The sequence below is a fragment of the Micromonospora sp. URMC 106 genome (genome assembly GCF_051386395.1).
Classification (GTDB): Bacteria; Actinomycetota; Actinomycetes; order Mycobacteriales; family Micromonosporaceae; genus Micromonospora.
In genome coordinates, this window is the sequence record NZ_JBPQTP010000036.1 from 20923 (window position 1) to 45927 (window position 25005).

At 77.1% G+C, this 25005-nt stretch carries 2 protein-coding genes; both read right to left on the reverse strand.

The genetic code is table 11. From position 1 onward, the window contains the following. Positions 1-58: 58 nt before the first annotated feature. Positions 59-14902 (reverse strand): type I polyketide synthase, encoded by a 14844-nt coding sequence (locus ACSNOB_RS14105; RefSeq protein ID WP_436687054.1) that lies wholly within the window; start codon positions 14900-14902, stop codon positions 59-61. Between the two features lie 43 nt (positions 14903-14945). After that, positions 14946-24986 (reverse strand): type I polyketide synthase, encoded by a 10041-nt coding sequence (locus ACSNOB_RS14110; protein ID WP_436687055.1) that lies wholly within the window; start codon positions 24984-24986, stop codon positions 14946-14948. Positions 24987-25005: the final 19 nt, after the last annotated feature.

Sequence of the window (25005 nt, forward strand, 5' to 3'; positions counted from 1 at the left end):
GCTCTTCGTCCGCCATGACATCTCGCTTTCTCGTGACACCACAGGTTCCGCGGGCGGCTCAGGAGAGCCCGAGGTCCTGGTCGATGAGGTCGAACAGCTCCTGGTTGCTGGCCCCCCGCAGCCGGTCCGCCACCTCGGCGGTCTCCTCCCGGCGTTCCTCGGCGGCGCCGAGCCGTTCGAGCAGGCTGTGCAGCCGCATCGTGATCCGCACCCGGCCGATGTCGTCCGGGTCGCGCAGCGCGAGGGCGCTCTCCAACTGGTCCAGCTCCGCGAGGGTCGGCAGCGCCTCCACCGACGCCTCGCTGAGCAGCTCGGCCCGCAGGTGCTCGGCCAGTGCCTGCGGGGTCGGGAAGTCGAAGACCACGGAGCTGGGCAGGCTCAGCCCGGTCGACCGGGCCAGCCGGCCCCGCAGCTCCACCGCGGTCAGCGAGTCGAAGCCCAGGTCCCGGAAGGGCCGGCCGGCCTCCACGGCGTACGGGCTGTCGTGCCCGATGACCTCGCCGGCGGCGGTGCGGATCACATCGACCAGCACCCGGGTCTGTTCGGCCGGCGACAGCTCACCGAGCCGCTTGCGCAGCTCGGCGGCGACCAGGTCGCCGTCCTCGGCGTCCGCCCGCTCCGCCGCGGCCTGGGCGGCCACCTCGGCGATCTCGCTGATCAGGGGCCGGGGGCGGGCGGAGGCGAACACCGGCGCGAAGCGGTCCCAGTCGACGTCGGCGACGGTGAGGGTGGTGTCGTCGCCCGCCAGGCCGGCGCGCAGGGCGGCCATCGCCGGTTCCCGGTCGAGCAGGGACACCCCGCGCCGGCTCATCGCCGCCGCGTGCGCGTCGGTCACCATGCCGCCGCCGGCCCACGGTCCCCAGTTGACCGAGAGGACGCGGGTCCGCCCCGCCGGCCGCGACTGCGCCCAGGCGTCCAGGAAGGCGTTGCCGGCGGCGTACGCCCCGTGGTCGCCGACGCCCCAGACGGCGGCGATGGAGGAGAAGTGGACGACCAGTTCGAGCGGCTCGGGGTCGAGGAACTCGGCCAGGTGCCGGGCGCCGGCGATCTTGCCGGAGACCACGTCGGCGAGTTCCGCCTCGGTCACCGTGGCGACCGGGTTGAGCCGCCCCACGCCGGCGGCGTGCACGACCGCGTGCACGGTTTCGCCGTTCTCGGCCAGGCCGCGGACGAGGTCCGCGACCGCGGCCCGGTCGGCCAGGTCGCAGGACAGGACCCGCGCCTCGGCGCCCAGCGCGGCCAGTTCCGCCACCGCCTCGTCGGCCGCGGGGGCCGCGGGGCCGCGCCGGCTGACCAGCAGCAGCCGTCGCGCGCCGTGCCGGGCGAACCAGGCGGCGGCGTACCGGCCGACGGCGCCGGTGCCGCCGGTGACCAGGACGGTGCCCGGCGGCCGCCAGTCGCCCGGCGCCTCGGCCCGGGGCGCGCGGGCCAGCCGGCGCAGGTACGTCCCGGAGTCCCGCACCGCGAGCTGGTCCTCGTGCCCGGCGGCGGTCAGCGCCGCCAGGACCTGCTCGGCGGCGGCGGGTTCCAGGGTCGCGGGCAGGTCCAGCAGGCCGCCCCAGTGCCGGGGGTGTTCCAGCGCGGCCACCAGGCCGAGGCCCCAGGTGGTGGCCTGCGCGGGGTGCGCGACGGGGTCGTCGGCCGCGGTGCTGACGGCCTGCCGGGTGAGCAGCCACAGCGGCACCGGGGGCAGGGCGTCGGTGACCGCCTGCACGAGGGCGAGGTTCGCGGTCAGGCCCACGGGCACGGCGGGCCGGTCGGGGTGCGGTCGCTCGTCGAGCGCGAGCAGCGACACGATCCGGGTCGGCGGGGCGGCGGTCAGTTGCTCGGCGAGCGCCGTCCGGTCGATGGTGGCCGGGTCGACGGTGAGCAGCCGCACGGTGCCGCCCCGCGCGGTGACGAGTTCGGCGAGCCGGTCGACGACCGGCTGGTCCGCGCCGGTGTGGACGAGGGTCCAGGCGCCGTCGGCGACGCCCGCGGTGAGCGCCTGGGAACGCCAGGTGATCCGGTACCGCCAGCCGCCGGCCAGGGTGTCCTCCTGCTGCTGGCGCCGCCACCGGTCGAGGTCCGGCAGCAGGTCCCGCAGCGGCCGGTCGGGGTCGAGGCCGAGCTGTCCGGCGAGCGCGTCGCCGTCGCCCGACGCCACGGCCTGCCAGAACGCCGAGTCGACGTCATCGTGGGTGGCGGCGGGAGTGTCTGCCGCCGCCGTGTCCAGGGTCGGCCAGAAGCGCTGGTGGGCGAAGGCGTACGTGGGCAGGTCCACCGGGCCGGTGCCCGGCAGCAGCCGCGACCAGCGCACGGCCACGCCCTGGCAGTGCAGTCGGGCGACCGCGCCGAGCAGGGTGGCCACCTCGTCCTGGCCGGGCCGCTGCACGCCGGTCACGGTGACCGGGGCGTCGGCCGGCAGCGCGTCGGCGGTCAGGGCGGTCAGCACCGTGTCGGGCCCGACCTCCAGGAACCGGGTCACCCCGTTGGCGTGCAGGTGGGTGACGGTGTCGGCGAAGCGGACCGCCTCGCGCACGTGCCGGACCCAGTAGTCCGGGGTGCACAGCTCGTCGGCGCCGACCACCGTGCCGGTCAGGTTCGACACCAGCGGCACGGTCGGCGGGGCGTACGACAGGGTCGCCGCCACGGCGGCGAAGTCGGCGAGCATCGGCTCCATCAGCGGGCTGTGGAAGGCGTGGCTGACCCGCAGCCGCTTCGTCCGTACCCCGAGGTCGGTGAAGTGGGCCGCCAGCCCGGTCAGCGCGTCCTCCGCCCCCGCGACGACGACGGCCGCGGGGCCGTTCACGGCGGCGACGGCGACCTGCTCCTCCCTGCCGGCGAGCGCCCGCAGCACGTCGACCTCGGGCGCGGCGACGGCGAGCATCCCGCCGCCGGCGGGCAGGGCCTGCATCAGCCGGCCCCGGTTGCCGACGAGCGTGCACGCGTCGGGCAGGGAGAGCACCCCGGCCACGTGGGCGGCGACGATCTCCCCCACCGAGTGGCCGGCGACCAGGTCGGGCCGGATCCCCCAGTGTTCGAGCAGCCGGAACAGCGCCACCTCGACCGCGAAGAGCCCCGCCTGGGTGAAGACCGTCTGGTCGAGCAGCGTCGCCTCGGCGGTGCCGGGCTCGGCGAACAGCACCTCCCGCAGCGGTCGCGGCAGGTGGGCGTCGAGGTGCTGGCACGCCGCGTCGAGGGTCTCGGCGAAGACGGGGAACGTCGCGTAGAGGTGGCGCCCCATCCCGGCGTGCTGGGCGCCCTGACCGGAGAAGAGCACCGCCAGCGCGCCGCCGGGTTCGGCGACGCCCCGGGTGAGGCCGGGGTGGTCCTGCCCGGCGGCGAGTGCCCGCAGGCCGGCGAGGGCGGCGTCGGCGTCGGCGGCGAGCAGCACCGCGCGGTGCCGCAGCGGAGACCGCCCGGTGGCCAGGCCCCGGGCGACGTCGGCGGCGGGGGTCGGGCTCTGCGGCAGCCAGTCGGCCAGCCGGGCGGCCTGGGCCCGCAGGCTCTCCGCGCTGTCGGCCGAGACGACCCAGGGCAGCACCGGCAGCCCGTCGGCGGGGCGGGGCGCCCCGGTGTCGGCCGGCGGCGCGGCGGGCGCCTGTTCGAGGATGACGTGCACGTTGGTGCCGCTGACCCCGAACGACGACACCCCGGCCCGGCGCGGCCGGTCCACGTCCGGCCACGGCTGCGGCTCGGTCAGCAGCGCGACCGCGCCCGCCGACCAGTCCACGTGCGGCGAGGGCTCGTCCACGTGCAGGGTGGGCGGCAGCAGGCCGTGCTGGAGCGCCAGCACCATCTTGATCACGCCGGAGACGCCCGCGGCGGCCTGGGTGTGGCCGATGTTCGACTTGACCGAGCCGAGCAGCAGCGGCCGGTCGGCGGGCCGGTCCTGCCCGTACGTGGCGAGCAGCGCCTGCGCCTCGATGGGGTCGCCGAGCCGGGTGCCGGTGCCGTGCCCGTCGACCGCGTCGACGTCGGCGGCGGAGAGCCGCGCGTTCGCGAGGGCCTGGCGGATCACCCGCTCCTGGGCGGGCCCGTTGGGCGCGGTCAGGCCGTTGCTGGCGCCGTCCTGGTTCATCGCCGAGCCCCGGACGACGGCCAGGATCCGCCGGCCCTCGCGCTGGGCGTCGGAGAGCCGCTGCAACATCACCAGGCCCACGCCCTCGCCCCAGCCCGTGCCGTCGGCGGCCCCGGCGAACGACTTGCACCGACCGTCGAGGGCGAGGCCCCGCTGCCGGGCGAACTCCAGGAACGGTCCGGGGGTGGCCATCACGGTCACCCCGCCGGCGACCGCGACGTCGCACTCGCCCTGCCGCAGCGACTGGCACGCCAGGTGCAGCGCCACCAGCGACGACGAGCAGGCGGTGTCGACGCTGACGGCGGGGCCCTGCAACCCGAAGTGGTACGCCAGCCGCCCGCTGATGACGGCGGCGACGTTGCCGGTGGCCTGGTAGCCCTCGGTCTCGACCCGGGCGGCCAGCAGGAGCGTCGCGTAGTCCTGGCCGTTGGTGCCGACGAAGACGCCGGTGTTGGTCTCCCGCATGTCGGCCGGCGCGGTGCCGGCCCGCTCGAACAGCTCCCAGGCGCTCTCCAGCAGCACCCGCTGCTGCGGGTCCATCACCATCGCCTCGCGCGGGGAGATGCCGAACAGGGCCGCGTCGAAGCCGGCGGCGTCTTCGAGGAAGCCACCCTCCCGGACGTACGAGGTGCCGGGCCGGTCGGGATCCGGGTGGTAGATCGCGTCCAGGTCCCAGCCCCGGTCGGCCGGGAACTCCGCGATCCCGTCCCGTCCCTCGCTGACCAGTCGCCACAGGTCCTCCGGGCCGGCGACGCCGCCCGGGTACCGGCAGCTCATCGAGACGACGGCGATCGGCTCGTCCAGGGCGGCGGCGGCCTGCACGGGCGAGGCCGCCGGGGTGTCGTCGCCGGCGATGCGGGTGACCAGGTGGTCGGCGAGGGCGGCGGGTGTCGGCCGGTCGAACACCAGCGTCGCGGGCAGGGTCAGGCCCACCGCCTCGGCGAGCCGGTTGCGCATCTCGACGGCGCTGAGCGAGTCGAACCCGATCTCCCGGAACGACCGGTCGGCCGCCAACGCCTGCGGCGAGGGCAGCCGCAGCACCGCTGCCGCGTGGACCCGTACGAGGTCGAGCAGGACCCGGCGCCGCTCCGGCGCGGCGAGCCCGGCCAGCCGGCCGCGCAGCGGGGACGCCTCCCGCGTCTCGTCGTCGTCGCCGGTGCCGGCGGCGGCGGCGGCGGCGAGGACGCGGGCCACCTCGGGGATGTCGCCGATCAGCGGCCGGGGCCGGGCCAGCGCGAAGGTCTGGAGGAACCGGTCCCAGGCGATGTCGGCGACGGTGAGGGCCGGCTCGTCCCGTTCCAGCGCCCCGGCCAGCACGGAGACCGCCAGGTCCGGGTGCATCGGCCGGACGCCGGAGCGGAACATCTGGTCGGCGGCGCCCTCGCTCTCCACCATGCCGCCGCCGTCCCAGGCGCCCCACGCGAGTGCGGTGCCGGGCAGCCCGCGCCGACGCCGGTCCTCGGCGAGCGCGTCGAGGAAGGCGTTACCGGCGGCGTACGCGCCCTGGTAGCCGCCGCCCCAGACGCCGGCCCCGGAGGAGAAGAGCACGAACGCGGTCAGGTCCGGGCCGAGGGCCTCGTCGAGGTTGACCGCCCCGGCGACCTTGGCGTGCAGGGCGGCGGCCAGCTCGGCGAGGTCGGTGTCGGCCAGCGCGCCGGCGTGCGGCACACCGGCGGCGTGGAACACCGCGTCGATGCGGACGTCACGCTCGGCCAGCCGGTCCACGAGCGCGCGCAGCGCCGCCCGGTCGGCCACGTCGCAGGCGGCCACGGTGACCGTGGCGCCGTGGCCGGCCAGCTCGGCCTCCAGTTCGACGGCGCCGGGCGCGGCGGGCCCCTGCCGGCTGGTCAGCACGAGGTGCGCGGCGCCCGCACGGGCCAGCCAGCGGGCCACGTGGGCGCCGATCGAGCCGAGGCCGCCGGTCACCAGGACGGTGCCGGCGGGACGCCAGCCGTCGCCGGCCGGGCGTTCGGCGGCGGCACGGACCAGCCGCCGGGCGAACAGGCCGGAGGAACGGACGGCGACCTGGTCCTCGTGCCCGAGGCCGGCGAGCACGGCGGCCAGCCGGGCGCGGGCCCGCTGGTCCGGGTCGGCGGGCAGGTCGACCAGGCCGCCCCAGCGGTCCGGGTGTTCCAGGGCGGCGACCCGCCCGAGCCCCCAGACCAGGGCCTGGTCGGGCCGGTCCACCGGGTCGGCCCGGCCGGTGCTGACGGCGCCGCTGCTGAGGCACCAGAGCGGGGCGGTCACGCCGGCGTCGCCGAGCGCCTGCACCAGGGCGAGCGTGCCGGCGAGCCCGGCCGGCACCACGGGGTGCGCCGGGTGCGGCGCGCCGTCGAGGGCGAGCAGCGAGCACACCCCGGCGACGGACTCCGGGTCGGTGGCGCGCAACAGGTCGGCCAGCGCGGCCCGGTCGGGCTCGGTGACGGTGAGCAGGGTGGGCTCCGCGCCGGCCTCGGCCAGCGCCCGGACGACCGCGCCGGTCAGCGGGGCGTCGGCGTACGCGGCGGGCACCGGCACCAGCCAGGTGCCGGCCAGCGTGGTGGTCGTCGGCGCGGTGACCGGCTTCCAGGCGACCCGGTAGCGCCAGCCGTCCACGGTGGACTCGTCGCGGCGGCGTCGCCGCCAGGCGGCGAGCACCGGCAGCGCGTCGTCGAGGCGGCGGGCCTCGGTGTCGTCGAGCCGCATCGCCTCGGCGAGCGCCCCGGCGTCGGCCCGCTCGACGGCGTCCCAGAACCGCCGGTCGGCCGGCTCCTCGGTGCTCGCCGCGACGCCGGGCAGCGCCGGCGCCTCCGGCCAGTACCGCTGGCGGTGGAAGGCGTACGTGGGCAGCGGCACGGGCGGGCCGGTGCGCACGCCGTGGACGGCGGTCCAGTCCACCTCGACGCCGTGCGCGTGCAGCGTCGCCAGGGCGGTGAGCACCCGCGGCCAGCCCCCGGCGTTGCGGCGCAGGGTGTGCACCACGACCGCCTCGTGCTCGGCGTCGTCGATGGTCTCCTGGATCCCGAAGCTGACCACGGGGTGCGGGCCGACCTCCAGGAAGACCCGGTGACCCTCGTCGAGCAGGCCGCGCACGACGCGTTCCACGTCCACCGTCTCGCGCAGGTTGCGGTACCAGTAGCCGGCGTCGAGTTCGGTGGTGTCCAGGGGCCGGCCGGTCAGGGCGGACCAGAACGGCGTCTCGGTCGGGCGGCCGACGATCCCGGCGAGGCTGCCGGTGAGCCGGTCGGCGACGGCCTCGACGTGCGGCGAGTGGGAGGCGTAGTCGACGTCGATGCGCTGGGCGCGTACGTCGTCGGCCTGGCAGGCGGCGAGCAGTTCGGCCAGGGCGTCCTGGTCCCCGGCGACCACGACGGAGCCGGGACCGTTGACGACGGCGACCGACAGCCGGCCGGCCCACGGGGTGAGCAAATCGTGGACCCGGGCGACGGGCAGCGCGACCGAGGCCATCCCGCCCCGCCCGGCGATCTCGACCAACACCTGGCTGCGCAGCGCGACGACCTTCGCGCCGTCGGCCAGGGACAGCGCACCGGCCACGCAGGCCGCCGCGATCTCGCCCTGCGAGTGGCCGACCACGGCCGCCGGCCGTACGCCGAGGGAGTTCCACAGCCGGGCCAGCGAGACCATGACCGCCCACAGCGCGGGCTGCACCACGCCGGAGGAGACCAGCCGTGGCGCGTCGGGGGCGGCGCGCAGCACGTCGGTGAGTGACCAGTCCACCCAGGGCGCGAGCGCCTCCTCGCACTCGGCGATGGCGGCGGCGAAGACCGGGGAGGTGTCGAGCAGGTCGGCGGCCATGGCGGGCCACTGCGAGCCGTGCCCGGAGAAGACGAAGACCGGCGCGGCGTCGCGCAGGGCGACGCCGGTGACCACGTCGGCGGCGGTGTCGCCGGCGGCGAGGGCGTCGAGGCCCCGGGCCAGTTCGTCGCGGCTGCGGCCGAGCACCACCGCCCGGTACGGGAACGACACCCGGCTGGTGGTCAGCGCGTACGCCACGTCGGCGGGCTCCAGCTCGGGGTGCGCCGCCAGGTGGGACCGCAGCCGGCTCGCCTGGCCGCGCAGGGCGACGGGGTCCGCCGCGGAGAGCGCGAACGGGACGGCGGTGTCGGTGCCGTGCGGCGGCGCGGCGGCGGGCTGCGGCGCGGCGGCGGGCTGCGGCTCGGCGGCGGGCTGCGGCTCGGGGGCCTGTTCGATGACGACGTGCGCGTTGGTGCCGGAGATGCCGAACGAGGACACCGCCGCCCGGCGGGGCCGGTCCACCGCCGGCCACGGGGTGGGCGCGGTGGCCAGCGTCACGGCGCCGGCGGTCCAGTCGATGTGCGGCGACGGCTCGTCGACGTGCAGGGTCGCCGGCACCAGGCCGTGCCGCATCGCCAGGACCATCTTGATGATCCCGGCGACGCCGGCGGCGGCCTGGGTGTGGCCGAGGTTCGACTTGACCGAGCCGAGCAGCAGCGGCCGGTCGGCCGGCCGGTCCCGGCCGTAGGTGGCCAGCAGCGCCTGCGCCTCGATGGGGTCGCCGAGGACGGTGCCGGTGCCGTGCGCCTCGACGGCGTCGACGTCGGCGGGGGTCAGGCGGGCGCTGGCCAGGGCCTGCCGGATGACCCGCTGCTGGGACGGGCCGTTGGGCGCGGTGAGGCCGTTGGACGCCCCATCGGAGTTGACCGCACTGCCCCGGATGACGGCGAGGATGCGCCGGCCCTCGCGGCGGGCGTCGGAGAGCCGCTGCACGAGCAGCATGCCGACGCCCTCGCTCCAGCCGGTGCCGTCGGCGGCGGCGGCGAAGGACTTGCACCTGCCGTCGGGCGACAGGCCCCGCTGCCGGGAGAACTCGATGAACGTGCCGGGGGTGGCCATCACGGTGACACCGCCGGCCAGGGCGTACTCGCACTCCCCCGCCCGCAGCGCCTGCGCCGCCAGGTGCAGCGCGACCAGCGAGGACGAGCAGGCGGTGTCCACGGTGACCGCCGGGCCCTCCAGGCCGAACGTGTACGCCACCCGCCCGGACAGGACGCTGCCGGAGGTGCCGGTGCCGATGTAGCCCTCCACCTCGCCGGGCTGGTCCATCAGCCGGGAGGCGTAGTCGTGGTACATGACGCCGGCGAACACGCCCGTCCGGCTGCCGCGCAGCCGCCGCACGTCGAGGCCGGCGGACTCGAACGCCTCCCACGACGTCTCCAGCAGCAGCCGCTGCTGCGGGTCCATGGCGAGGGCCTCCCGCGGCGAGATGCCGAAGAAGCCGGGGTCGAACTCCGCCGCCCCGTAGAGGAAGCCACCGTGCCGCGTGTACGACGTGCCGCTGCGGTCCGGGTCCGGGTCGAACAGCGAGTCCAGGTCCCAACCCCGGTCGGTGGGGAACTCCGAGATGCCGTCGCCACCGGTGGCCAGCAGTTCCCACAACTGGTCCGGGTCGTCGACGCCACCGGGGTAGCGGCAGGCCATGCCGACGATCGCGATCGGCTCGTCGGTGCCGTCGACCGTGCCGCCGGTCGCGTCGGCGCCCGGCTGACGCACACCGGCCAGCTCGGACCACACGTGGTCGGCGAGCACGGCCGGGGTCGGGTAGTCGAAGACCAGGGTCGACGGCAGCCGCAGCCCGGTGGCCGCGTTGACCCGGTTGCGCAGGTCCACGGCGGTGAGCGAGTCGAAGCCCAGCTCCCGGAACGCCCGGTCCGCCGGCACCGCCTCCGCGCTTCCGTGCCCGAGCACCTGCGCGACCAGGCCACGGAGCAGCACGGCGACCTGGGCGCGTGCCTCGTCGGGGGCCAGGCCGGTGATGCGGGTGGCCCAGGTGGTGCCCTGTCCCGCCTGGCGGCGGGTCGTGGTCGTGCCGAGCAGGGCCCGCAGCATCGGCGGCACCAGGCCGGCGCCGGCCGCGGCGCGGAGGGCGGCCAGGTCGATCACGGCCGGCACGAGGGCGGGCCGGTCGGCGCCCAGGGCGGCGTCGAGCAGGCGCAGCCCGGTTTCGGCGCTCATCGCGGTGACGCCGCCCCGGGTCGACCGTGCCCGGTCCGCCGCGTCGAGGGAGGCGGCCATGCCGGCGGTGTCCCACATGCCCCACGCCAGGCTCACCCCCGGCAACCCGAGCTGCCGCCGCCACACCGCCAACCCGTCCAGGAACGCGTTACCCGCCGCATACGCCGACTGACCCGGCGAACCCAACACCCCCGCCACCGACGAGAACACCACGAACAGACCCAGATCCAGGCCCGCCGTCGCCTCGTGCAGGAACCAGCCCGCCGACACCTTCGGCGCCAACACCGCCGCAAGACGCTCTTCGGTCAGCCCTTCGACCACACCGTCGTCCAACACACCGGCCGTGTGCACCACACCCGCCAACCGGCCCCCGGCCGTGACCTCATCCACGAGACCGAACACCTGATCCCGGTCCGTCACGTCACACGCCACCACCCGCACGGCAGCACCCAACGCACTCAACCGCTGCGCCAACTCTTCCGCGCCCGCAGCCGCCGGGCCCCGCCGCGACACCAACACCAGCGACCGCACACCCCACGACGACACCAGGTGCTCCGCCACCAAGGCGCCCAGCGCACCGGTACCACCGGTCACCAGCACCGTGCCCTCACCGAGGGTCGGCGTCTCCGCCGCCGCGCCGACGCCCGCCCGTACCAGACGCGGCACGAAGACCGCGTCGGAGCGGACGGCGACCTGGCCGCCCGTCGCCACCGGCTCGTCCGCCACCCCGGCCAGGACACCCAGCGTCCCGGCGTCGAGGTCCCCGTCCACATCCGCCAGGACGATCCGGCCCGGGTGTTCCGACTGCGCCGACCGCAGCAGACCCCACACCGCCGCGCCCGCCAGGTCGCTGACCCGGTCCTCGGCCCCGACCGACACCGCGCCCCGGGTCACCACCACCAGCCGCGAATCCGCCAGCACGTCGGCCGCCAGCCACGACCGCACGGTCGCCAACACGGCGGAGGCTGCCTCACGTACCGCGTCGGGACCGTTGGCGGCGTCCTCGGGCCGTTCCCCGCCGCCCGCCGAGCCGGCGGGCACCAGCAGCAGGCGGGGCGGTACGCCCGACGGCTCGGCGACCGCCGCCACCACCGCCTCGACATCCGGGAACGCCGGCAGGTCCACGGAGGCCGGCGAGCCGAGCAGCGCCCACCCGGACACGTCCCCGGCCGCGGCGATCTCCTCGGCCTGCCAGGCCACCTCGAACAACGACCGGGCCGCCGACCCCGCGGACGACACCGCGGTCAGTTCCCGCAACGCCAACGAGTCCACCGACACCACGGCCGCGCCCGACTCGTCACCGCCGACCAGCCGCACCCCGGAACCGTTGCGGGTCAGCCGCACCCGCAGCACCCGCGCGCCCGAGGCGTGCACCTGCACACCCTCGAACGCGAACGGCACCCGCGGGCCGCCCGACTCGCCGCCCAGCAGCAGCCCGACCGGGTGCAGTGCGGCGTCCAGCAGCGCCGGATGCAGCCCGAACGCCGCCGCGTCGCCGGCCACCTCGTCGGGCAACGCGACCTCGGCGAACACCTCGCCGCCGGACGACCAGGCCCGCCGCAGCCCCCGGAACACCGGCCCGTACGCCAGGCCGTGCTCCGCCAGCGCCGGGTACCAGCCCGACAGGTCCACCTCGGACGCGCCGGTCGGGGGCCACTCCCCCACGCCCGGCTCGTCGGCCGACGCCGGCTCCAGCACGCCTTCGGCGTGCCGGACCCACTCCGGGTCGACGGCCTCCTCCGGCTGGGCGTGCACAGTCACCGACCGGGTGCCCGCCTCGTCGGCCGCGCCGACGCGCACCTGCACCCGCACCGCGCCGGTCTCGGGCAGCACCAGCGGCGCGGCGATGGTCAGCTCCCGCACCCGCGACGCGCCCACCTCGTCGCCGGCCCGCACCGCCAGCTCCACCAGGGCCGCGCCCGGCACCACCACCGCGCCGGAGACGGCGTGGTCGGCCAGCCAGGTGTGCGTCGAGGTGGCCAGGCGGCCGGTCAGCACCACCATGTCCTCGCCGGCCACCGACACCGCCGCGCCGAGCAGCGGGTGCCCGGCCGCGCCGAGGCCGGCCCCGGACACGTCCGTCCACCGCCCGGCCGGCTCCAGCCAGTAGCGCTGGTGCTGGAAGGCGTACGTCGGCAGGTCCACGTGCCGGCCGCCGCGGAGGAGCTCCGCCCAGCCGACGGTGACGCCGTGCACGTGCAGCCGCGCGAGGGCCTCGAGGAGGGCCTGCGGCTCCGGTCGGTCGTGGCGCGACGCCGCAACCAGCAGGGGCGCGGGCCCGTCCGCCGCCCGCTCGGCGAGGCAGCCCTGTGCCATGGCGGTCAGGACGCCGTTCGGTCCGACCTCCAGGAAGGTGTCGACCTCCTGCGCGCGCAGGCAGTCGACGGCGTCGGCGAAGCGGACGGTGCCGCGTACGTGCCGCACCCAGTAGCCGGGGTCGCGGAGCTGCTCGGCGTCGGCGACCCGGCCGGTCAGGTTGGACACGACCGGGATCGTCGGCGGCCGGAAGGTCAGCTTTTCGGCGACCGCCGCGAACTCGGCGAGCATCGGGGCCATCCGCCCGCTGTGGAAGGCGTGGCTGACCCGCAGCCGGCGGGTCTGCACGCCCCGCTCGGACCACATCCGCTGCACCTGGTCGAGCGCGTCGGCGTCGCCGGCCACCACCACGGCGGCGGGGCCGTTCACGGCGGCCACGTCCAGCCGGTCGGTCAGCCCGGCGAGGGAGTCGGCCACCGCCGCCTCGTCCGCCGCGACGGCGAGCATGCCGCCGCCGGCGGGCAGGGCCTGCATCAGCCGGCCCCGGGCCGCGACCAGCGCGCAGGCGTCCTCGACGGAGAACACGCCGGCCACGTGTGCGGCCGCGATCTCGCCGATGGAGTGCCCGGCCACCAGGTCGGGTACGACCCCGAGGGACTCCACCAGCCGGAACAGGGCCACCTCGACGGCGAACAGCCCGGCCTGGGTGAACACAGTCTGGTCCAGCAGTTCCGCCTCGGGGGTGCCCGCCTCGGCGAACAGCACCTCCCGCAGCGGGCGGGGCAGCAGCGGGTCGAGGTGTCCGCAGACCTCGTCCAGGGCGGCGGCGAAGCGGGGGAACGTCTCGGCGAGCTGGCGGCCCATGCCGGGGCGCTGCGCGCCCTGGCCGGAGAAGAGGAAGGCGATCCGGCCGCGCGGGGTGGCCGCGCCGGTGGTGACCATGCCGTTCGGCTCGCCGTCGGCGAGCGCCCGCAGCCCGGCGAGCAGCTCGTCGGCGTCGCCGGCCAGGACGACCGCGCGGTGGTCGAGCCCGGCCCGGTGGACCGAGGAGGCGGCCACGTCCACCGGCCGCGGCGAGTCGGCGCGGCCGAGGTGGGCGGCCCACCGGTCGGCCTGACCGGCGAGCGCCTCGGGGGTACGGGCGGAGAGGAGCACCGGGGCGAGCGGAAGCACCACCGGCGGTTCGGCGGCGGGCGGGGCGTCGTCGGCGGGCGGGGCGTCCTCGACGGGCGCCTCCTCGAGGATGACGTGGGCGTTCGTACCGCTGATGCCGAACGACGACACGGCGGCCCGGCGCGGCCGGTCGGCGGCCGGCCAGGGGCGGGCCTCGGTCAGCAGCGAGACCTGGCCGGCGGACCAGTCGATGTGCGGCGACGGCGCGTCGACGTGCAGGGTGGCGGGCATGGTCCGGTGCCGGATCGCCTCGATCATCTTGATCAGACCGGCGGCGCCCGCGGCGGCCTGGGTGTGGCCCAGGTTGGACTTGACCGAGCCGAGCCAGAGCGGTCCGCCGTCGCCCCGGTCCTGACCGTAGGTGGCCAGCAGCGCCTGCGCCTCGATGGGGTCGCCGAGGGTGGTGCCGGTGCCGTGGGCCTCGACCACGTCGACGTCGGCCGGCGAGAGGCGGGCGTTCGCGAGGGCCTGCCGGATCACCCGCTCCTGGGACGGGCCGTTGGGCGCGGTCAGTCCGCTGCTGGCGCCGTCCTGGTTGACCGCGCTGCCCCGCACGACGGCCAGGATCCGCCGGCCGTCCCGGCGGGCGTCCGACAGCCGCTGCAACAGCAGCACCCCGACGCCCTCGGACCAGCCGGTGCCGTCCGCGGCGGCGGCGAACGACTTGCACCGCCCGTCGGAGGCCAGGCCGCGCTGCCGGGAGAAGTCGGCGAACGTGCCCGGCGTGGACATCACCGTCACGCCGCCCGCCAGCGCGAAGTCGCAGTCGCGCTGGCGCAGCGCCTGCGTCGCGAGGTGCACGGCGACCAGCGACGACGAGCAGGCCGTGTCCACCGTGACCGCCGGCCCCTCCAGGCCGAAGGTGTACGCCACCCGCCCGGACACCACGCTGCCGGAGTTGCCGGTGCCGATGTACCCCTCCACGCCGTCGGGCAGGTCCAGCACCCGGGAGGCGTAGTCGTGGTACATCACTCCGGCGAACACGCCGGTCCGGCTGCCGCGCAGCCGCTGCGGGTCGATGCCGGCGTGCTCGAACGCCTCCCAGGAGGTCTCCAGCAGCAGCCGCTGGTGCGGGTCCATCGCCAGGGCCTCGCGGGGGCTGATGCCGAAGAACCCCGGGTCGAACTGCGGGGCGTCGTAGAGGAAGCCGCCCTGGTTGCTGTACGACGTGCCCGGGTTGTCCGGGTCGGCGTGGAAGAGCCGCTCCAGGTCCCAACCCCGGTCGGTCGGGAAGTCACCCACCCCGTCGCCGCCCCGGTCGACGAGGTCCCACAGCTCCGCCGGGCTGGAGACGCCGCCCGGGAACCGGCACGCCATCCCGATGACGGCCATCGGCTCGCGGTCCTTGGCCTCCACCTCGCGCACCCGCCGGCGCGCGTCGCGCAGGTCGGCAGTCGCACGCCGGAGGTAGTCGAGGAACTCGGCCTCAGTGGGCATCGGGCCACTCCGTATCAGGAATCGAGGTGTGCGACATGCCGGATCAGGCCGTGCCGAGCTCTTCGTCCAGCAGGCTGAAGATCTCCTCGGCGGAGGCCGACCGGAGGCTGGCGCCGTCGTCGGCGGCGGAGTCGGCGTCGGACTCGGCGTAGGTCCACAGGGAGAGCAGTTCGCGCAGCCGGTCGCCGACGGCGGCCCGGTCGGTGTCACCGGCGGCCACCGTGCGCATGGCGTGCTCCAGCTTGTTCAGCTCGCCGAGCACCGTGAGCGCGGACGTGCTGCGCTCCGCCAGCAGCGCGCCCCGCAGGTGCTCGACCAGCGCGGCCGTGGTCGGCCGGTCGTAGATCAGCGTGGACGGCAGCCGCAGGCCGGTGGCCGCGTTGAGCCGGTTGCGGAACTCGACCGCGGTCAGCGAGTCGAAGCCCAGCTCGACGAAGCCGCGTTCGGCGTCGATCGACCGGATCGACGCGTACCCGAGGACCGCGGCGGCGTGGGTGCGGACCAGGTCGGAGAGGACCTGGTCCCGGTCCGCGTCGGGGGTGGCGGCCAGGGTCTCCCGCAGCGCCTCCGCCGGGTCGCGCTCCGCGGCCCGCGCGGCGCCCGTCGGCGCCGGCCGGACCAGCGACCGCAGCACCGGCGGCACCGCCGCCGGCCCGTGCCGGCCGATCAGCGCGAGGTCCAGGTTGACCGGTACGACCACCGGCTCGGCGAAGCGCAGCGCCTCGCTGAACAGGTCCATGCCCTCGTCGGCGCCGAGCGGGACGAAGCCGCCCCGGCTCATCCGGTCCTCGTCGACGTGGCCGGTCTGGCCGTCCCCGGTGTCGTTGGTCCACGGCCCCCAGGCCAGGGAGAGCGCCGGGAGCCCCCGGTCGCGCCGGTGCTGGGCGAGGGCGTCGAGGAAGCAGTTGGCCGCGGCGTGGTTGGCCTGGCCGGGGCCGCCGAAGAGGCCGGCCGCCGAGGAGAAGAGCACGAACGCCGCCAGGTCCAGCTTCTCGGTCAGCTCGTGCAGGTGCCAGGCCGCGTCGACCTTGGGGCGGAGCACGGTGTCGAAGCGGTCCGGGGTGAGCGCGGGCAGGATGCCGTCGTCCAGCACGCCGGCCGCGTGCACCACGCCGGTCAGCGGGCGGTCGGCCGGGATCTGGTCGACCAGCAGGGCCAGCGCGTCGCGGTCGGTGACGTCGCAGGCGACCACCCGGGCGGTGGCGCCGAGGCCGGCGAGCTCGTCGACGAGGCCGGCGACGCCCGGGGCGTCCGCCCCGCTGCGGCTGACCAGCAGCAGGTGGCGTACGTCGTGCCGGGTCACCAGCCGCCGCGCCACCAGCCGCCCGAGCAGGCCGGTCGCCCCGGTCACCAGGACGGTGCCGGCGGCCAGGTCCGGGCCGGGCCGGTCGGCCGGGGGCGGGCCGAGCCGGGTCAGCCGGGGCACCCGCAGCTGGCCGGCGCGTACCGCGAGCTGGGGTTCGCCCGTGGCCAGGGCCGCCGGCAGCAGCGCGGCGGCCGACGCGTCGTCGTCGACGTCGAGGAGCACGATCCGGTCCGGGTTCTCCGACTGGGCGGAGCGGAGCAGGCCCCAGGCGGTGGCGGCCGGCACGTCCGCGAGCGGCTCGTCCGGGTCGACCCGGACCGCGCCGCGGGTCACCACCACCAGCCGGGCCGGCGCGAGGGACTCCTCGGCGAGCCACTGCTGGGCCAGGGCGAGGGTGCGGTGGGCGACCCGGTGCGCCTGGCGGGCGGGGTGCGGCTCGTCGGCGGCCGGCCCGACGCAGGTGACCACCACCGCGTCGGGGACCGGGCCGCCCGCACGCGTCGCGGCGACCAGCGCGGACAGGTCCGGGTGCCGGTCGGCGCCGGGCCAGTCGGCGCCGACGGCGACCGGCCGGGCCGTGCCGTCGGTGCGGCCCGGGGCGGGGGCGACCCAGTCGAGGCGGTGCAGGGACCGGGTGGCGGACCGGCGGGCGGCGCTGAGCTGCTCGCCGGAGATGGGCCGCAGGACCAGGCCGTCGACGGACGCGACGGGCGTCGCGCCGGTGTCCGTGACCGTCAGCGTCACCGACCCGGTGTCGGTGGCGCGCAGCCGGATCCGCAGTTCGCGGGCGCGGGTGGGCCGGATGGTGACGCCCGACCAGGTGAACGGCAGGCCCGGGCGGATGTCGGGGCCGCCCGGCGGGGCCGGCGCCGCGCCGTCGGCGCCGGCGGGGTCGGTGACGCTGGCGCCGATGGCGTGCAGCGCCGCGTCCAGCAGGGCCGGGTGCACGGAGAAGGCGGTGGTGTCGGTGGACGCGTCGGCGTCCAGGGCGACCTCGGCGAGGATGTCCGACCCCGACCGCCACGCGGCGCGCAGCGCCCGGAAGACCGGGCCGTAGTGGTAGCCCTGGGCGGCGAGCCGGGCGTAGAGCCCGTCGAGGGCGATCGGCTCGGCGTCGGCGGGCGGCCACACGGCCGCCGGGGCGTCCGCCGGGTCGGCGGTGCCGGTGAGCTGGCCGGAGGCGTGCCGCTGCCAGGCGCGGGAGCCGTCGGGGTCGGTGTCGTCGTCGCGTCGGGAGTGGATGGCGACGGGCCGGTGCCCGGTGTCGTCCAGCGGGCCGACGCGGACCCGCACGTCGACTCCCCCCTCGGTGGGGATCGCCAGCGGAGCCTCCAGGTTCAGCTCGGCGACGGTCGCCGCGCCGGCGTGCCGCCCGGTCCACGACGCCAGCTCCACTAGGGCCGTCCCGGGCAGCAGCACCGTGCCCAGCACGGCGTGGTCGGCCAGCCAGGGGTGGGTGGCGAGGGTGATCCGGCCGGTGAACAGCAGGCCCTCGTCGCCCGGCAGGTCGGCCACCGCGCTGAGCAGCGGGTGGTCGACGACGTCGAGACCCACGGCGGGCAGGACCGAGCGGTGGGCGCCGGTGCGCTCCAGCCAGTAGCGGTGCCGGTCGAAGGCGTACGTCGGCAGGTCGACCGGCTCGGTGGCGGCCAGCACCCGGCGGTGGTCCACCGGCAGGCCGAGGGTGTGCGCGGTGGCGAGGCTGGTGAGCAGCCGGGTCGCGGCGTCGGCCGCCCCGCCCAGGGTGTCCAGGACGTGGCCGGTGGCGCCGGTGGCGTCGAGGACGGCGGCGACCCGGGTGGTCAGCGTCGGCTCCGGCGACACCTCCACGAACGTCACGTGTCCGGCCGCCACGGCGGCGCGGACGGCGTCGTCGAGCCGGCCCGCCGTCGCCTCCGCCCAGTGGTCGGCGCCGAGGGTCGCCGGCTCGGCCCAGTCCCCGGTGACCGTGGAGGCCAGCCGGGCGGTCCCGGGCTGCGGCGCGAGCCCGGCCAGGCCGGCCCGCAGCCCGTCGGGGTCCACCTCGCCGGCGGCGGCCCGGGCCCGCAGCGCCACCGTCCGGGCGGCGTCGGGCAGGGACAGCAGGCCCGCCACGCAGGCGGCCACGACCTCGCCGTCGCCGTCCCCGACGACCGCGGCCGGGGTGAGGCCGGCGTGCCGCCAGACGGCGGCGAGCGCCACCCCGACGGCGAACAGGACGGGCCGGGCCACCTCCGGCCGGCCGGTCCAGGAGGTGTCGGCGCCGGTCAGCAGGGCGGCCGGGTCGACGTCGAGCCAGGGCGCGAGGGCCTGCCGGCACTCGGCGAGCGTGTCGTCGAAGACCGGGCAGCGGCCGACCAGCCCGGCCGCCGGACCCGCCGGACCCGCCGCCGGGAAGAGGAACACGGGGCCCGCGCCGTGGTTGGCGACGGCGCCGGTGACGACGTTGTCGGCCGGTGCGCCGGCGGTGAGCGCGTCCAGGCCGGCCAGCAGCTCGCCGGGGGTCGCGCCGATCACCGCGGCCCGCCGGTCGAACGCCGACCGGGTGGTCGCGAGGGACCAGCCGACCGCCGCCGGGGCGAGGCCGGGGTGTTCCCGCACGTGCCGCGCCAGCCGGGACGCCTGCGCGGCGAGGGCGGTGGCGGAGCGGGCCGACACCGGCCACACCACCGTGTCGGAGTCGACCAGGCCGGGGGTCGGGGCGGGCGCCGGCTCGGCGTCGGCGGCCACGTCGGCGTCGGTGGGCTGCTCGATGACGACGTGGGCGTTGGTGCCGGAGATCCCGAACGAGGAGACCGCCGCCCGGCGCGGCCGGTCCACCGCGGGCCACGGCCGGGACCGGGTCACCAGCTCCACCGCGCCCGCCGACCAGTCGATGTGCGGCGACGGGGTGTCCACGTGCAGCGACGCCGGTACGGTGCCCTCCCGCATCGCCAGCACCATCTTGATCACACCGGCCACGCCGGCGGCGGCCTGCGCGTGGCCGATGTTCGACTTCACCGACCCCAGCAGCAGCGGGTCGGCGTCGCCCCGGTCCTGCCCGTAGGTCGCCAGCAGGGCCTGCGCCTCGATCGGGTCGCCGAGGGTGGTGCCGGTGCCGTGCGCCTCGACGACGTCCACGTCGGTGACCGCCAGCCGGGCACTGGCGAGCGCCTGCCGGATCACCCGCTGCTGGGACGGGCCGTTGGGCGCGGTCAGGCCGTTCGACGCGCCGTCGGAGTTCACCGCGGAGCCGCGCACCACGGCGAGGATCCGGCGGCCCTGCCGCCGGGCGTCCGAGAGCCGCTGCACCAGCAGCATGCCGACGCCCTCGGACCAACCGGTGCCGTCCGCCGAGGCGGCGAAGGACTTGCACCGCCCGTCGGAGGCCAGCCCGCCCTGGCGGGCGAACTCCTGGAACGCCGTCGGGGTGGCCATCACCGCCACGCCGCCGGCCAGCGCCAGGTCGCACTCGCCCCGCCGCAGCGCCACCCCGGCGAGGTGCAGCGCCACCAGCGACGAGGAGCAGGCGGTGTCGACCGTGACGGCCGGCCCCTCCAGCCCCAGCGCGTACGCCACCCGCCCGGAGATCACGCTGTGCGCGGCGCCGGTCATCAGGTAGCCCTCGACCCCCTCGGGGACCTCGGTCAGCCCGGTGCCGTACCCGGAGGTCGAGGCGCCCACGAAGACGCCGGTGCGGGTGCCGCGCAGCGACGCGGGGTCGACCCCGGCCCGTTCCAGCGCCTCCCAGGACGCCTCGAGGGTGAGCCGCTGCTGCGGGTCCATCGCCACCGCCTCGCGGGGCGAGATCTCGAAGAAGGCGGGGTCGAAGTCGGGCACGTCGTAAAGGAAGCCGCCGGCCGGGGCGTGCGCCCCCTCCACCGTCTCGGGGATCTCCCAGCCCCGGTCGGTGGGGAACGGTGAGATGGCGTCGACGCCGTCGGCGACCAGCCGCCAGAACGCCTCCGGCCCGTCGACGCCGCCCGGGTAGCGGCAGGCCATGCCGACGATCGCGACGGGCTCGTCGGCGTCCAGGACGACGGTCTGCGGCGCGTCGACCCGGTCGGCGCCGGACACCAGCTCGCGCAGGTGCGCGGCCAGCTCGGCCGGGGTGGGGTAGTCGAAGACCAGCGTGGTGGGCAGCCGCAGGCCGGTGGCCGCGTTCAGCCGCCCCCGGAAGTCCACCGCGGTCAGCGAGTCGAAGCCGAGGTCCTTGAACGGGCGCCCGCGCAGCTCGTCGGGGGTGGCGTGGCCGAGCACCGCCGCGGTCTGCTCGTTGACCAGGCGCAGCAGCTCCCGCTCCTGCTCGGCCGCCGGCAGCGCGGCCAGGTGCCGCAGCGGTGCGGCGATCTCGCCCGGGGCCGACGCGGTGGCCTCCTCCTGCGCGACGATCGCCCGCACCTGCGGCAGGTCGCCGAGCAGCGGGCTGGGCCGGGCCACGGTGAACGCGGGGTGGAACCGGGTCCAGTCGACGTCGGCGACGGTGACGCAGGGCGTCGGCCGGCGCAGCGCCCGGTCCAACGCGACGAGCGCGGTGTCCGGGTCGATCGGCGGCAGGCCCATCCGGTTGAGCTGCTCGGTGGCCACGTTCTCGGCGGCCATGCCGTCCGCGCCGCCCCACGCGGTCCACGAGACGGCGGTGGCCGGCAGGCCCCGGCCGCGCCGGTTGACCGCGAGGGCGTCCAGCAGCGAGTTGCCGGCGCCGTACGCGCACTGGCCTGCGCTGCCCCACACGCCGGAGATGGAGGAGAACATGACGAACGCGGCGAGTTCGCGGTCGGCGAGGCACGCGTCGAGGTGCAGGGCGCCGAGCACCTTCCCCGCGACGACGTGGGAGAACTCGTCGAGGGTGGTGTCGGTCAGCGGGGTGAGCTGGTCGGTGCCGGCGGCGTGCACGACCGCGGTCAGGCCGGGCAGCGAGTCGACCAGGTCCGCCACGGAACGCCGGTCGGTGACGTCGCAGGCGGCGACGGTGACCCGGCCGTCGGCGCCGTACCGGTCGAGCAGGTCCGCCACGGCCGGCGCGGTGGCGCCCCGGCGGCTGGCCAGCACGACCTGCCCGACGCCCCGGTCCAGCAGCCAGCGGGTGACGTGGCCGCCGAGGGCGCCGGTGCCGCCGGTGACCAGGACGGTGCCGGACCACCAGTCGGCGGCGGACTCGTCCGACGCCGGCGGGGCGGGGGCGAGCCGGCGGGCCCAGACCCCGCCGGGCCGCACGGCGACCTGGTCCTCGCCGGCGGCGGCGAGCACGGCGGCGAGCCGCCGGGTGGTGGTGTCGTCCACGGTGGCCGGCAGGTCGACCAGGCCGCCCCAGCGGTGCGGTTGTTCGACCGCCGCCGCGCGGCCGAGGCCCCAGACCTCGGTCTGCAGCGGGTGCGCGACCCGGTCGCCCGGGGCCGCCGCCACCGCGCCGCTGGTGACGCACCACAGCGGGGCCACCAGGTCGAGGTCGGTCATCGCCTGGACCAAGGCGAGGGTGGTGCCGGCGCCGAGGGTCACGCCGGGGTGCTCGGGCAGCAGCCGGTCCTGGCCGGCGACCACGGCGAGCACGCCGTCGACCGGCCGGCCGGCGACGAGGTCCCGCAGCCGGGCGGCGAGGGCCGCGCGGTCGAGGTCCGCCGCGCCGACCGGCAGCGGCAGCGGCTCGGCGTCGGGGAAGAGGCCGGCCAGCCGGTCGGCCCACTGCGGGGCGTCGTCGGTCGGCAGCACGAGCAGCCAGCGGCCGGCGGGGCCGTCCCGGTCCTCGACCGGGACGGGCTGCCAGGTCACCTGGTACGACCAGCCGTCCACCAGGGAGCGTTCCCGCCGGGAGCGGCGCCAGGAGGTGAGCACCGGCAGGGCCGGCAGCAGCGCCCGCACCTGCTCGTCGTCGTCCGGGCCGACGCCCAGCTCGTCGCGGAGCGTGTCGACGTCCGCACTTTCCAGGGCGGCCCAGAACTCGTCGTCGTCGCCGGGCGCGGTGGCCTCGGGGGCGGCGGGCGGCGGCTCGGGCCAGAACCGCTGCCGGCGGAAGGCGTACCCGGGCAGGGGCACCCGCGCGGCGTCGGTGCCCGCGAAGAGCTCGGCCCAGCCCACTTCGACCCCGGCGACGTGCAGCTCGGCGAGGGCGGTGAACACGGACGCGGGCTCGGCGCGGTCCCGGCGCAGCAGCGCCACGGCGCCGCCGTCGTCGGTGCCGGTCGCGGTCAGGATGTCGCGGATCAGCGCGGTGAGCACTCCGCTGGGGCCGACCTCCAGGAACGTACGCGCGCCCAGGGCGCGCAGTTGCGCCACGCCGTCGGCGAAGCGGACCGCCTCCCGCACGTGCCGCACCCAGTAGTCGGCGGTGCGGATCTCGTCGGGGTCGGCGACCGCGCCGGTCAGGTTCGACACGATCGGCAGCGCCGGCGGGTGCAGCTCCAGCCCGCGCACCACGGCGGCGAACTCGGCGAGCATGGGTTCCATCAGCGGGCTGTGGAAGGCGTGGCTGACGCGCAGCGGCCTGGTGCGTACGCCCTGGTCGGCCCAGCGGCGCTCGAGTTCCTCGACGGCGTCGGCGGCGCCGGAGACGACCACGGCGGTGGGCCCGTTGACGGCGGCCACGGCGACGCGGTCCTCGAAACCCGCCAGCGCGGCCCCTACCGCGTCGGCGGGGAGCTGGACGGCCAGCATCGCGCCGCCGGCCGGCAGGGCCTGCATCAGCCGGCCCCGGGCCGCGACGAGCGTGGCGGCGTCGGGCAGCGACAGCACGCCGGCCGCGTGGGCCGCGGACAGCTCGCCGATCGAGTGGCCGAGCAGGACGTCCGGGACGATTCCCCAGCTCTCCAGGAGCCGGAACAGCGCCACCTCGACGGCGAACAGGCCGGCCTGGGTGTAGAGGGTCTGGTTGAGCAGCGCGGCGGCCTCGTCGCCCTCGGGCGCGAAGAGCACCGGGGTGAGCGGGCGGGGCAGGTGCCGGTCCAGCTCGGCGCAGACCTCGGCCAGGGCCCGGGCGAAGACGGGGAACGCGGCGGCCAGGTCGCGGCCCATGCCGCTGCGCTGCGCGCCCTGCCCCGAGAAGAGGAACGCCAGCTTGCCGCCGCGCGACCCGGCGCCGGTGACCAGGCCCGGGGCGTGGCCGCCGGCGGCGAGCGCGCGCAGGCCGTCCAGCAGGGCGGCGCGATCGGGCACGAGCAGCGCGGCCCGGTGTTCCAGGCTGGCCCGGGTGCGGACCGACGACCAGCCGACGTCGGTCAGCCGCAGGTCGGGGCGGCCGTCGAGCCAGTCGGCCCAGCGGGTCGCCTGCGCGGCGAGGGAGTCCGCGTCGCGGGCGGAGACCAGCACCGGCACGAGGCCGGCTCCGGTGACCGGGGCGGGGCCCGCGTCCGTGGCGACGGTGGTGCCCGCGTCCGTGGCGGTGGCCGCGTCGGGCGCGGCGACGGGGCCGTCCGGGGCCTGCGCCGGGGCCGCGTCGACGGCGGGCGCCTCCTCGATGATCACGTGCGCGTTGGTGCCGCTCATGCCGAAGGAGGAGACGCCGGCTCGGCGGGGCTGCTCCCCGGCGGGCCACGGCTGCGGCTCGGTGACCAGCGACACCGCGCCGGCCGTCCAGTCCACATTGGGGGTGGGCGCGTCGACGTGCAGCGTCGCCGGCACGGTCTCGTGCCGCAGCGCCATCACCATCTTGATCACGCCGGCCACGCCGGCGGCGGCCTGGGTGTGCCCGATGTTCGACTTGACGGAGCCGAGCCAGAGCGGCCGGTCCGCCGGTCGCCCCTGCCCGTACGTCGACAGCAGGGCCTGGGCCTCGATCGGGTCGCCGAGGGTGGTGCCGGTGCCGTGCGCCTCCACCACGTCGACCTGCTCCGGCGCGAGCCGGGCGCTGGCCAGCGCCTGGAGCACGACCCGCTGCTGGGACGGGCCGTTGGGGGCGGTGAGCCCGTTGCTGGCGCCGTCCTGGTTGACCGCGCTGCCGCGCACCACGGCCAGGACGGGGTGGCCGTTGCGCCGCGCGTCGGAGAGCCGCTCGACGAGGAGCAGACCGACGCCCTCGCCCCAGGCGGTGCCGTCGGCGGCTGCGGCGAACGACTTGCACCGGCCGTCGGCGGCCAGGCCGCGCTGGCGGCTGAACCCGATGAAGGCGGCGGGGGTGGACATGATGGTGGCCCCGCCGGCCAGCGCCAGGGTGCACTCCCCCTGCCGCAGCGCCTGACAGGCCAGGTGCAGCGCGACCAGCGAGGACGAGCAGGCGGTGTCGACGGTGAGCGCGGGACCCTCGATGCCGAGGGCGTACGAGATGCGGCCGGACACCACGCTCGCGGCGGTGCCGGTGAGGATGTAGCCCTCGGTGCCGGGCGGCGGCTGCTGGAGCAGCCCCACGTAGTCCTGGCCGGTGGTGCTGGCGAACACCCCCACCTGGTGGCCGCGCAGCGCCGAGGGGTCGATCCCGGCGTGCTCGAACGCCTCCCAGGAGGTCTCCAGCAGCAGCCGCTGCTGGGGGTCCATGCTCAGCGCCTCGCGGGGCGAGATGCCGAAGAACGCGGCGTCGAAGTCGGTGGCCGAGTCGACGAAGCCGCCCTCGGAGACGTACGACGTGCCCGGGTGGTCGGGGTCCGGGTGGAAGAGCCGGGCCAGGTCCCAGCCGCGGTCGGCGGGGAACCCGGAGACGGCGTCGCGGCCCGAGTCGACGAGCTCCCACAGCTCCTCCGGCGAGCGCACCCCGCCCGGGAAGCGGCAGGCCATGCCGACGATCGCGATGGGTTCGCGGCTGGCCGCCTCAAGCTCGCCGAGCTTCCTCCTGGTCTGGTGAAGGTCCGCCGTCACCCATTTCAGGTACTCCCGGAGCGTATCTTCAGTCGCCATTAGCGCCACCTCTTCGGGC

Coding starts and splice junctions, on each gene's coding strand:
- ACSNOB_RS14105 (WP_436687054.1), bottom strand. CDS start 14,902: ATGCCCACTGAGGCCGAGTTCCTCGACTACCTCCGGCGTGCGACTGCC.
- ACSNOB_RS14110 (WP_436687055.1), bottom strand. CDS start 24,986: ATGGCGACTGAAGATACGCTCCGGGAGTACCTGAAATGGGTGACGGCG.